The 11,522-nt window shown below is 61.4% G+C and carries 11 protein-coding genes and 3 tRNA genes; 7 read left to right on the forward strand and 7 right to left on the reverse strand.

Translation table 11 applies throughout. The annotated features are described in order from the left end of the window. Positions 1 to 37 precede the first annotated feature (37 nt). The 4 genes from aspS to JYG34_RS19545 all read right to left on the reverse strand — a co-directional run bounded on the left by aspS (position 38) and on the right by JYG34_RS19545 (position 3,218). Positions 38 to 1,813: an aspartate--tRNA ligase gene (aspS, locus tag JYG34_RS19530; RefSeq protein WP_213657931.1), complete on the reverse strand. Its 1,776-nt coding sequence runs from the start codon at positions 1,811 to 1,813 to the stop codon at positions 38 to 40. A gap of 94 nt (positions 1,814 to 1,907) precedes the next feature. Then, positions 1,908 to 2,129, reverse strand: coding sequence for an FmdB family zinc ribbon protein (locus JYG34_RS19535; RefSeq protein ID WP_003254776.1), 222 nt, complete (start codon positions 2,127 to 2,129; stop codon positions 1,908 to 1,910). A 92-nt stretch (positions 2,130 to 2,221) separates the two neighbouring features. Further along, positions 2,222 to 2,539, reverse strand: a complete 318-nt coding sequence (locus tag JYG34_RS19540) for a ribbon-helix-helix domain-containing protein (RefSeq protein ID WP_213661227.1) — start codon at positions 2,537 to 2,539, stop codon at positions 2,222 to 2,224. 205 nt (positions 2,540 to 2,744) lie between these two features. Continuing rightward, the gene (locus JYG34_RS19545) at positions 2,745 to 3,218 is read right to left on the reverse strand and encodes a Dps family protein (RefSeq protein WP_011535164.1); all 474 of its coding nucleotides are present in this window, start codon (positions 3,216 to 3,218) and stop codon (positions 2,745 to 2,747) included. Positions 3,219 to 3,463: 245 nt separating this feature from the next. Here JYG34_RS19545 and JYG34_RS26480 point away from each other — a divergent pair, with 245 nt between their 5' ends. Beyond that, positions 3,464 to 4,054 carry a cold shock domain-containing protein gene (locus tag JYG34_RS26480; RefSeq protein WP_283811773.1) on the forward strand — a complete coding sequence of 197 codons (591 nt, stop codon included), beginning with the start codon at positions 3,464 to 3,466 and terminating at the stop codon, positions 4,052 to 4,054. Positions 4,055 to 4,073: 19 nt separating this feature from the next. Here the strand turns inward: JYG34_RS26480 and JYG34_RS19555 are convergent, their stop codons facing one another. Beyond that, positions 4,074 to 4,280 carry a SlyX family protein gene (locus JYG34_RS19555; RefSeq protein ID WP_011535166.1) on the reverse strand — a complete coding sequence of 69 codons (207 nt, stop codon included), beginning with the start codon at positions 4,278 to 4,280 and terminating at the stop codon, positions 4,074 to 4,076. A 3-nt stretch (positions 4,281 to 4,283) separates the two neighbouring features. Then, positions 4,284 to 4,703, reverse strand: coding sequence for an HIT family protein (locus JYG34_RS19560; protein ID WP_213657932.1), 420 nt, complete (start codon positions 4,701 to 4,703; stop codon positions 4,284 to 4,286). Positions 4,704 to 5,477: 774 nt separating this feature from the next. Here JYG34_RS19560 and JYG34_RS19565 point away from each other — a divergent pair. The 3 genes from JYG34_RS19565 (at position 5,478) to JYG34_RS19575 (ending at position 9,642) form a co-directional block, all read left to right on the forward strand. Continuing rightward, positions 5,478 to 6,794: an OprD family porin gene (locus JYG34_RS19565; protein ID WP_213657933.1), complete on the forward strand. Its 1,317-nt coding sequence runs from the start codon at positions 5,478 to 5,480 to the stop codon at positions 6,792 to 6,794. Between the two features lie 157 nt (positions 6,795 to 6,951). Beyond that, positions 6,952 to 8,667, forward strand: coding sequence for a proline--tRNA ligase (locus tag JYG34_RS19570; RefSeq protein WP_213657934.1), 1,716 nt, complete (start codon positions 6,952 to 6,954; stop codon positions 8,665 to 8,667). A gap of 21 nt (positions 8,668 to 8,688) precedes the next feature. Further along, positions 8,689 to 9,642 carry a hypothetical protein gene (locus JYG34_RS19575; protein ID WP_213657935.1) on the forward strand — a complete coding sequence of 318 codons (954 nt, stop codon included), beginning with the start codon at positions 8,689 to 8,691 and terminating at the stop codon, positions 9,640 to 9,642. A 30-nt stretch (positions 9,643 to 9,672) separates the two neighbouring features. On the opposite strand, the gene dinB is transcribed toward JYG34_RS19575, so the two are convergent. After that, positions 9,673 to 10,731, reverse strand: coding sequence for a DNA polymerase IV (dinB, locus tag JYG34_RS19580; RefSeq protein WP_213661229.1), 1,059 nt, complete (start codon positions 10,729 to 10,731; stop codon positions 9,673 to 9,675). Positions 10,732 to 10,942: 211 nt separating this feature from the next. Here dinB and JYG34_RS19585 point away from each other — a divergent pair. From JYG34_RS19585 to JYG34_RS19595, 3 genes are all read left to right on the forward strand, one after another. Continuing rightward, positions 10,943 to 11,019: transfer RNA gene (locus JYG34_RS19585), tRNA-Met, on the forward strand. Between the two features lie 130 nt (positions 11,020 to 11,149). After that, positions 11,150 to 11,226: transfer RNA gene (locus JYG34_RS19590), tRNA-Met, on the forward strand. A 133-nt stretch (positions 11,227 to 11,359) separates the two neighbouring features. After that, positions 11,360 to 11,436, forward strand: a tRNA-Met gene (locus JYG34_RS19595). Positions 11,437 to 11,522 lie beyond the last annotated feature (86 nt).

The following is an 11,522-nucleotide window of genomic DNA, read 5'->3' on the forward strand; positions in this document are numbered from 1 at the left end:
GCGCGGGGGCACCCCGCTACCAGGGTGCCCCGGTCGATCACTCGACCTTGGTCTGCTCACGCAGACGGATGTGCAGCTCACGCAGCGCCTTGGCGTCGACCAGGCCAGGGGCCTGGGTCATGACGCACGCGGCGCTCTGGGTTTTCGGGAAGGCAATCACTTCACGAATCGACTGGGCGCCGGTCATCAGCATGACCAGGCGATCCAGGCCGAAGGCCAGGCCACCGTGAGGCGGTGCGCCGAACTTCAGGGCGTCGAGCAGGAAGCCGAACTTCTCTTCCTGTTCCGCCGCCTCGATGCCCAGCAGGCGGAAGACCGCTTGCTGCATCTCTTTGCGGTGGATACGGATCGAACCACCACCCAGCTCGGTGCCGTTCAGCACCATGTCGTAGGCACGGGACAGCGCGGTGGCCGGGTTGGCCTCGAGCTCTTCGGGGGTGCACTTGGGGGCGGTGAACGGGTGGTGCAGCGCGGTGAAGCTGCCGTCTTCGTTCTCTTCGAACATCGGGAAGTCGACGACCCACATCGGCGCCCACTCGCAGGTCAGCAGCTCGAAGTCGTGGCCCAGGCGGATACGCAGCGCGCCCAGGGCCTCGCTGACAACCTTGAACTTGTCGGCACCGAAGAACACGATGTCGCCGTCGACCGCGCCAACGCGGTCGAGGATGTTGTTGAGGTTGGCTTCCGGGATGTTCTTGACAATCGGCGACTGCAGGCCTTCGACGCCTTTGGCGCGCTCGTTGACCTTGATGTACGCCAGGCCCTTGGCACCGTAGATGCCGACGAACTTGGTGTACTCGTCGATCTTGCTGCGCGGCATGCTGGCGCCGCCTGGCAGGCGCAGGGCGGTGACGCGGCACTTCGGATCGTTGGCCGGGCCGGCGAAGACCTTGAAGTCGACATCCTTCAGCTGGTCGGCGACGTCGACCAGCTCCAGCGGAATACGCAGGTCTGGCTTGTCGGAACCGTAGCGGCGCATGGCTTCTTCGAAAGTCATGTGCGGGAATTCGCCGAACTCCAGGTCCAGCACTTCCTTGAACAGCTTGCGGATCATGCTTTCGGTCAGGCCCATGATCTCGGACTCATCGAGGAAGCTGGTCTCGATGTCGATCTGGGTGAATTCCGGCTGGCGGTCGGCGCGCAGGTCTTCGTCGCGGAAGCATTTGGCGATCTGGTAGTAGCGATCGAAGCCGGCCACCATCAGCAACTGTTTGAACAGCTGCGGCGACTGCGGCAGGGCGAAGAAGCTGCCCGCGTGAGTGCGGCTCGGTACCAGGTAGTCGCGCGCGCCTTCAGGGGTGGCACGGGTGAGGATTGGTGTCTCGACGTCGAGGAAGCCGTTCTCGTCGAGGAAGCGACGGATGCTGCTGGTGATGCGCGAGCGCAGGCGCAGCTTGTCGGCCATTTCCGGGCGACGCAGGTCGATGAAGCGATAACGCAGACGGGTTTCCTCGCCGACGTCGGAGTATTCATTCAGTGGGAACGGCGGAGTTTCCGCTTCGTTGAGCACATTCAGCTGGTAGCCGAGGATCTCGATGGCACCGGAGGCCATATTCGTATTCACCGCGCCTTCGGGGCGCTTGCGTACCTTGCCGGTGATCTGCACGACGTATTCGCTGCGCACGCGGTCGGCGGCGGCGAAGGTTTCGGCGCGATCCGGGTCGAACACGACCTGGGCCATGCCTTCGCGGTCACGGATGTCGAGGAAGATCACCCCGCCGTGGTCGCGGCGACGATGGACCCAGCCGCAAAGGGTGACTTCCTGGCCGTCCAGGCTCTCGTTCAGTTGGCCGCAATAATGGCTGCGCATCATGATGGTGGTTTCGCTTCTCGTGATTCGTGTGTTCGGTGGAGGTCTTGGCCGCCCAAGGGGCTAATACTGCAAGACCTGGCGGGTGCAATTCAACTCAGTCGGCCTTGTCGCCGCCTGCCAGATTCTTCTTGGCCCCAGTCTTGAAGTCGGTCTCGTACCAGCCGTTGCCGCTCAGGCGGAAGCCGGGGACCGACAGCAGCTTCTTCAATGCCGGCGCCTGGCACGCCGGGCAATCGGTCAACGGCGCGGCACTGATCTTCTGCAGCACCTCCATCCGGTGCTCGCAGGATGCACATTGATAGTCGTAAAGGGGCATGGTGTCTCTCGTCAACCACATCGCAGGCTGCCCAGGGCAGCAAAGAGCGGGATTATATATGGTTAAGCAGAGCCGTGCAGCCCGCCTGGCGATCAGTGCGTATCCGCAGCATCCTGCAGCCAGGCCACGCAGATGACCCGAACCAGGCCACTGAAATTCCGCACCCCGCCGTGGCGCAGGTGCACCTCACGGTCCACATAGGACAGCACCGTACTGACCGAACAGCGGTTGGCCGCTGCGATCCGCTCCAGGATCCGCCAATAGACGGCTTCAAGCCGCAGGCAGGTGGCAAAGCCATTGAGCCGCACCGAACGCGAGACCGGCCCGGCCTGGGCCATGTCGAAATCTGCCTTGAACGGATCGATGCAGGGTCGAACCGAGCCCCTCCCCTGCCTCGAACCTTTGCCCATACCGCATATCAGATTACCCATCGCTTCGCTCCATCGCCACGAAATCACGCCCTGCCGCTCATGCGACAGGGCTCCTTTGCGAGCCAATGAAACGCGTTCAGACCTCTGCGTAGCAGCGGCAAAGCCTTCCCCTCAAACGAACAGGCCCGGCAACACGAAGGTTGCCGGGCCTGCTTTCAACGGTCTTGCGAGACCTGGGCGACACTCATTTGCCGTCGAGCAACACGCGCAACATCCAGGCGGTCTTTTCGTGCACCTGCATGCGCTGGGTGAGCAGGTCGGCGGTCGGCTCGTCGCTGACCTTGTCCACCACCGGGAAAATGCTCCGCGCGGTGCGCACCACCGCCTCCTGCCCCTGGACCAGCTGGCGGATCATCTCATCGGCCGGCGGCACCCCTTCCTCCTCCTTGATCGAGGAGTGACGGGCATAGAAGGCATAGGAGCCGGGCGCCGGGAACCCCAGGGCGCGAATGCGCTCGGCGATGGAGTCGACGGCCAGGGCCAGCTCGTTGTACTGCTCCTCGAACATCAAGTGCAGGGTACGGAACGCGGGGCCGGTGACGTTCCAGTGGAAGTTGTGGGTCTTCAGATAAAGCACATACGTGTCCGACAACAACCGGGACAGCCCTTCGACGATGGATTTGCGATCTTCTTCACTGATACCGATATCGATTGCCATGAAGCTCCCCTTTCCATAAGGCTTGATTGATCAAGCGGGCCTCGGAACTGTACCAAGAGATGCGCGCCACTGCCTCACGGTTTGAGAAGCCTGCGCCTTTGCTGTTAAATAGGCAGGGTGCCACCCGTGCGGATCGTCAATGCCGGGTGCATAGGCTGGCCCGCCACGTTTTCGCGCCTACACCACACGCGCACCGTGCAGCCAGCTCATCCTGTGATCGGCCTTATCAATGTGAGCCAAACCAAATGTTCAAGATCGTCCATCTGGTGACGGGCGTGGCTGCCTTGCTGCTATCGCTCATACCCAGCCTCAGAACCGACGCGACACCCTTCCTGCAACAACCCGAAGCGGTCTACCTGGCACTGCTCGGCCTGCTCAACCTGATCCTCGCCCCGGCACTGCCGCTGTACTACAAGGGCATGCGCCAGCAGCTGCAACTGGCTGCCAGCCTCCTGCTGGTGCTGGCGGTCATCCTGCAGACCATCACCCTGCTGGCCCGCCCGGAGCTTGGCAACCTGGCAGCACTGGCCTGCGCCATGCTCGCCACCGCCCTGCACCTGGCAGCCGGCTTCGCCCGCGGCGTGCGCAAGGCCCGCAGCCAGGGCACTGCGCTGGAGGCCGGCAAGCGTGATACCGGCACGGTGAAATGGTTCAACACGTCGAAAGGCTTTGGATTCATCTCCCGCGACTCGGGTGATGACATCTTCGTGCACTTTCGCGCCATCCGTGGCGAAGGCCACCGCGTACTGGTCGAGGGCCAGCGCGTGGAGTTCTCGGTGATGCACCGCGACAAGGGCCTGCAAGCCGAAGACGTGGTCGCGGTCTCGCGCCGCTGACCATGCACCTCCGCCGCCCTCAGTAATGAGGCGGTGGAGGCTCCTCCCCGCCGCCGGCGTACTGGCCGACCATCTCTTCGTAGCGCTTGATCAACTCGGCCACCTGCAACTGCAGGCGCTCGATCACTCGACTCTGCTCCACCACCTCGTCATTGAGTGCCTGGATGGTGTCATCCTGGAACGCCTGGCGGGTTTCCAGCTCGACGATGCGCATTTCCAGTGACATTGCTCAGGCCTCCTTGAAGCTATCGCCAAGCAACACACTCACCCGCTGGCGAATGCCCTCCACCTGTTCCGGCGTGTAGTCGACAGCCGGCACCTTGCCCCACACCGGCGCAGGCCAGGCAGCATCACCATGGCGGCGAACGATGACATGCATGTGCAACTGGCTGACCACGTTGCCCAGCGTCGCGATGTTCATCTTGTCAGCGGCGAACGCGTCCTTCAGGGCCTCGGCCAGGGCGGTGGTTTCCTCCCACAGCTGGCGCTGGTCAGCCTCGTCGAGCTCGAACAGCTCGCTGACATCGGCGCGACGCGGCACGAGGATGAACCAGGGGTAGTTGGCATCCTTGCTCAGCAGCAGGCGGCACAGCGGCAAATCGCCCAGCACCAGGGAATCCTGCTGCAGGCGCGAATCGAGGGTGAACACGGCAAACCTCCTTAACAAGGCGAATCGGCCCACGACAACCGGCGGGCACAGAGGCGCAAGGATACCTTGCTTCCTCTGCCGCCACACGGCCGAACACCAACCTGAAGCACTCGCGCACGCTTTTGGAACACCAGAGGCCATGTCGAAGCACGACCGCGGTAACACTTCGCTACTTTTCGCACCAGAATGATGCCACCCCTCCCGCCACCACCACACATTCGTCACATAAAACAGGCAGGATCAACAGTTGTCGGTAACACCTTGACTTTCAAGGCAGCTTTGCCACGAAGCAAGGTGCATTTCAATGGCACCCCGGCGCGCAGGGAAACCCCCGTGTTTGCGGAGGTTTCAGCCGTGCCCACCAGGCGAATGTGAAAATTTCATCAACCGTTCGTAATTTTGAGCACGCTTGTTGCATTCACTCGACGCCAAGTCGGCACGACACCTGCATTGCCGGTGTACGCGACAAATAACAACAGCGGATTTGGAATTACCAGGGAGTTTCACAAGCACTACTTTGTGTTTACACATTAATGACGGCTTGGAAACAGCGCTGGCGTTGTACGCCCCCTTAAACCGGGACGTGATTTGCGACAGGGACATAACCATGAGCGACAAGGCCATAAAGTTACCGAAAGGTTGATTACAGCCATATCGCCAAGAATAGTCAGCGTGATATACATTTTCGCCGACATAACAAGAAAGAGCTGCCCCTATAACTAGAACACCCGGGCGCAGCGGTACTCTTCCTAAAAACCAAAGGAGCAAATCACGATGCGCGTGATGAAGTGGAGCATGATCGCCCTGGCCGTAGCGGCAGGGACCTCGCAGCTGGCTGTCGCCTCTTCGCAGGATGAATCCAAAGGCTTCGTCGAAGACAGCAAGCTGAACGTCAAGACCCGGATGCTGTATTTCAGCCGTGACTTCCGCAACGCCCCGGCTGACTCCAAAAGCCGCGTAGAAGAAACCGGCCTCGGTTTCCACGGCACCTTTGAATCCGGCTTCACCCAAGGCACCGTCGGTGTCGGTGCCGACGCCATCGGCCTGCTCGGCGTCAAACTCGACAGCGGCAAAGGCCGCGCGGGCACTGGCCTGTTCCCCACCGGCTCCGACGGTCGCTCGGAAGACGACTACTCGAAGGGCTATGGTGCGGTCAAATTCCGCGTTTCGGACACCGTCCTGAAATATGGCGGCCAGTACACCGCAATGCCGGTGTTCGCCACCGACGACAGCCGCCTGCTGCCAGAAGTTGCCGAAGGCTTCCTGCTGACCAGCAAGGAAATCAAGGGCCTGGAACTGAACGCCGGCCACTTCACCCGCCTCGACGCCCAGGCAGCCAGCTACAAAGACAGTATCGGCGGCCTCAACAGCGCACGCCAGAAACGCCCTGGCCTGACCGAGGCAAACGTCTTCGGCGGCACCTATGCCATTACTGATGGCCTGAGCACCAGCCTGTACTACTCGCGCGTGGAAGATCACTTCCGCAAGTGGTACGGCAACGTGAACTGGGCACTGCCGATCAGCGACAAGCAAGGCCTGGTGTTCGACTTCAACATCTATGACACCAAGTCCATCGGTGAAAACCGCACGGGCGCCTTTGTCACCAAAGCCGATGGCACCAATGAACTCGACAACGTTGCAGCCAGCCTCTCGGCCGCCTACAACATTGGCGCCCACACCTTCACTTTGGCTTACCAGAAAGTCAGCGGTGACGGCGACTACGCCTATGGCGTCGACGGCGGCGGCACCGTGTTCCTGGCCAACTCCATCGCCCGCTCCGACTTCAACGCCGAAGACGAGAAGTCCTGGCAGGCCCGCTACGACCTGAACTTCGCCGAATACGGCGTCCCAGGCCTGACCTTCATGACCCGTTACGCCCGCGGTACCGGCGCCACGACCCAGACCACCGACAACGGCAAGGAATGGGAACGCGACATCGACGTCAAGTACGTCCTGCAAAGCGGCCCGGCCAAGGACCTGAGCCTGCGCGTACGCCAGGCCACCTACCGCTCCTCCGATGGCGTCTACTACGGCTCCAACTCGATCGACGAACTGCGCCTGATCGTCGAGTACCCGCTGAGCATCCTGTAAGCCGTTGCTTACATCGCTTCGCAAATGAAGAAGCCCGGCGATCGCCGGGCTTTTTCTTGGCTGACAGAACCGCACGACTGCTGCATTCTGTACGCTTTCGTTTCGCCCCCGTACAATGCGGGGTCATTTCACATTCAGGCAATCGACACGGCTCACCATGCGCACCAGTCAATATTTGCTCGCGACACAAAAGGAAACCCCGGCAGATGCAGTGGTCATCAGCCACCAGCTCATGCTGCGCGCCGGCATGATCCGCAAGCTGGCCTCTGGCCTGTACACCTGGCTGCCGATGGGCCTGCGGGTCATGCGCAAGGTCGAAGCCGTGGTCCGCGAGGAAATGAACGCCGCCGGCGCCCTCGAAGTGCTGATGCCGAGCATCCAGCCCGCGGAGCTTTGGCAGGAGTCCGGCCGCTGGGAACAGTACGGCCCTGAACTGCTGCGCCTGAAGGATCGCCACGACCGCGACTTCTGCGTCGGCCCCACGCACGAAGAGGTCATCACCGACCTGGCGCGCAACGAGCTGTCCAGCTATAAACAGCTGCCGCTGAACATGTACCAGATCCAGACCAAGTTCCGTGACGAAATCCGTCCGCGCTTCGGCCTGATGCGCGGCCGCGAGTTCATCATGAAGGACGCCTACTCCTTCCATGCCGACCAGGCTTCCCTGCAGGAAACCTACGACCGCATGCACCTGGCCTACAGCAACATCTTCACCCGCCTGGGCCTGGACTTCCGTCCCGTGCAAGCCGACACCGGCTCCATCGGCGGCAGCTACTCCCACGAATTCCATGTGCTCGCCTCCTCGGGCGAGGACGACGTGATCTTCAGCGACACCTCCGACTACGCCGCCAACATCGAGAAGGCCGAGGCCATTCCACGGGAAACCGTACGCCCTGCCCCGACCGAAGAACTGCGCCTGGTCGATACCCCGAACGCCAAGACCATCGCCGAACTGGTGGAAAACTTCGGCCTGGCGATCGAAAAGACCGTCAAGACCCTGATCGTGCACGGCGCCGAGGAAGGCAAGCTGGTCGCCCTGATCGTCCGTGGCGACCACGAGCTCAACGAGATCAAGGCCGCCAAGCTGGAACAGGTCGCCGACCCGCTGGTCATGGCCTCCGACGCTGAACTGCGCGCCGCGATCGGTGCCGGTGCCGGTTCCCTCGGCCCACTGAACCTGCCGCTGGAATGCATCATCGACCGTTCGGTCGCCCTGATGAGCGACTTCGGCATTGGCGCCAACATCGACGACAAGCACTACTTCGGCGTGAACTGGGAGCGCGACCTGCCGGTTCCACAGGTTGCCGACCTGCGCAACGTGGTCGAAGGCGACCCGAGCCCGGATGGCCAGGGCACCCTGGTAATCAAGCGCGGCATCGAAGTGGGTCACATCTTCCAGCTCGGCACCAAGTACAGCGAGGCACTGAAGTGCCAGGTGCTGGGTGAGAATGGCAAGCCGGTCGTGCTGTCGATGGGTTGCTACGGTATCGGTGTGTCCCGCGTGGTCGCGGCTGCCATCGAGCAGAGCTACGACGACAAAGGCATCATCTGGAACGACGCCCTGGCACCGTTCCAGATTGCCCTGGTGCCGCTGCGCTACGAAACCGATGTGGTACGCGAAGCCACCGACAAGCTCTACCATGAACTGACCGCCGCCGGCTTCGAAGTGCTGCTGGACGACCGCGACAAGAAGACCAGCCCCGGCATCAAGTTCGCCGACATGGAACTGATCGGCATCCCGCACCGCATTGTTGTCAGTGACCGCGGCCTGGCCGACGGCAATCTGGAATACAAGCACCGCACCGAATCGGAAGCCCAGGCGTTGCCACTCAATGACGTGCTGGCCTTCCTTCAGGCCCGTATCCGCCGCTGATAACCCGTTGCGCGAGTGAACATGTCCAAGCGAAGTACCTACACCCTGGGGGGCGCCGCACTGTGCGGCGCCCTGCTCCTCGGCGGCTGCGCCAACCAGATGTCCCAGCGCAGCGACCACGAGGAGCGTGTCGAGCGCAAACTGCTCGAACACAGCCTGCAAATCGATGTCGGTGAGCCCAAGGTGATGGAGCTTCCGCAGCGGCGTGTACGCATTCACGAACAGAAGCGCTTCGAGGTCACCGAGTACGAGGTGACCCGCCGTTACGACCGCTACACGCCCTACCAGCCCTGGCGGGAGATCTACGAGATCCCGCTGGGTGCGGTGGCGGTGGTTGCCGGCGTCGGCGCCAATGTGGTCAACGTGTTTGCCCTGGGCAACCTGCCGGACAGCGTCACCCATGACTGGCTGAGCTATGGCGTGGCCGGGATCAACCCGTTCATGAACGCACCCTCCAACGGCCGCGCCCAACAGAACCTGGCAGGCATCAGCGAAGTCGAGAAGGGCAAGCACGAGGAGCTCGTCAACCTGCCCTGGAGCGAGCGCCTGGTGGAAGTCAAGGCCGGCAAGCTGAGCCATGAGCTGACCACCGACAGGAACGGCGTACTGCGCCTGAACCTGCTGGACAGTCCGTTCTCCGAGCAGAATCTCAACCACATCGGCACCCTGCACCTGCAGGTGGTCGACGAGGACAATGGCGTGCGTGGCGATGCCAGCCTGCTGGTCAGTGGCAACCTGCGCAACAAACTGCTCGAGGCCCACGACCTGATCTTCGACGACCTGGAGGACGACGATGTCGGCCAATGGGTTCATCGGGTCAAACGCCTGTCGGAGCTGGGCCTGGAGGAAGAGGCCAGCGAACTGGAGCAGAGCCTGATCGAGCTGACCCGCAACGATCCGGAACTGCAGCAAGAGTTCGTGCAATCCCTGACCAAGGCGACCGGGCGATTGGTTGCCGACCCAGGCGCGCAGTAACACGAGAAGGGCTGCCTTGCAGCCCTTTCTTTATATGTCCCCGAACAACTCCAGTTGCTCATGCGCACCGCGCAGATCACGCAACCTCACCCCCACCCCCAACAACCGTACCGGCTTGCCACCACGGGCGAACGCCTGGCTGAGCAACTGTCGATAACTCTCCAGATCCCTCCCCGCCCCCGCCTGCTCCATCGTGGTCTGGCTGAAATCATGAAACTTGACCTTGACGAAGGGCTTGTCGGGCCGATAGCTGCTGTCCATGCGCGCGATTCGCTCGTTCAGGCTGGAAAGCAGGTCTGGCAGCTTCTCAAGGCAACTGTTCAGGTCGGGCAGGTCATGGTCGTAGGTATTCTCGACACTGACCGATTGCCGCCGGCTGTCGTTCTGCACCGCACGCTCGTCAATCCCTCGCGCCAGGCCCCATAGCCGCTCGCCAAAACTGCCGAACTCGCGAACCAGCGCCAGCCTCGGCCAGTCGCGCAACGACAGGCACGTGTCGATCCCCAGCCGTGAGAGCTTGTCCGCTGTTACCTTGCCGACCCCATGCAACCGCGCAACCGGCAATTGCGCAACGAACTCCTCGACCTGATCCGGGGTAATGACGAACAGACCGTCGGGCTTGCGCCAGTCACTGGCAATCTTGGCCAGGAACTTGTTCGGCGCCACGCCAGCGGAAACCGTGATGTGCAGTTGCCGGGCCACCCTTCGACGGATGTCTTCGGCAATACGCGTGGCGCTGCCGGCGAACCACTGGCTGTCGGTGACATCCAGATAGGCTTCGTCCAGCGACAACGGCTCGATCAGATCGGTGTAGTCCCGGAAAATCGTGTGAATCTCCCGCGAGGCTTCGCGGTAGGCCTCGAATCGCGGCTTGACGATCTCCAGGTCCGGGCACAGTTTCAAGGCATGTCCGGAGGCCATCGCCGAGCGCACGCCATAGGCCCGCGCCTCGTAGTTGCAGGTGGCAATCACTCCACGCTGCCCCGGCTGCCCGCCCACCGCCATCGGCCGACCGGCAAGGCGCGGGTCGTCGCGCATTTCGATGGCGGCGTAAAAACAGTCACAGTCGATATGAATGATCTTGCGCAGGGACATGGATGACAGCCAGCACTGTAAATTCATACAGATGTTACCTTAGCCGCCACCCCACGAGACAGCCCGTAAGTGACAATCGGCCTGAAAGCCCCGCCTGGTCTGGCCCGCAAGCCGATTCAAAGCGCTAAGGGTTTGAACGAAAAAGGTTTTTCTGAAATTAATGCTTGACACAGGGAAACAAATCCGTAGAATTCGATTTCACAGGCGCGGGATGGAGCAGCCTGGTAGCTCGTCGGGCTCATAACCCGAAGGTCGTCGGTTCAAATCCGGCTCCCGCAACCAGATTCAAGAAAAGGCCACTGTTTCGACAGTGGCCTTTTTTATTGCCTCTCGAAAACATTCGAAAAACCACGCAAAATCAAAGATTAACGTTTGACATCCTATCGAAAGCCCGTAGAATGCGCACCTCTGACGCGGGATGGAGCAGCCTGGTAGCTCGTCGGGCTCATAACCCGAAGGTCGTCGGTTCAAATCCGGCTCCCGCAACCAGATTCAGAAAAAAGGCCACTGTTTCGACAGTGGCCTTTTTTATTGCCTCTCGAAAGCCATTCGAAAAAACTACACCAAATCAAAGATTAACGTTTGACATCCCATCGAAAGCCCGTAGAATGCGCACCTCTAACGCGGGATGGAGCAGCCTGGTAGCTCGTCGGGCTCATAACCCGAAGGTCGTCGGTTCAAATCCGGCTCCCGCAACCATATTCGTCAGAACAAGCCCCGCCTATCGAAAGATAGCGCGGGGCTTGTTGCATCTGCCCCACCCTCTTTTCCTCGCGCTGCGCAGG

This window comes from Pseudomonas entomophila (assembly GCF_018417595.1).
GTDB lineage: Bacteria > Pseudomonadota > Gammaproteobacteria > Pseudomonadales > Pseudomonadaceae > Aquipseudomonas > Aquipseudomonas entomophila_C.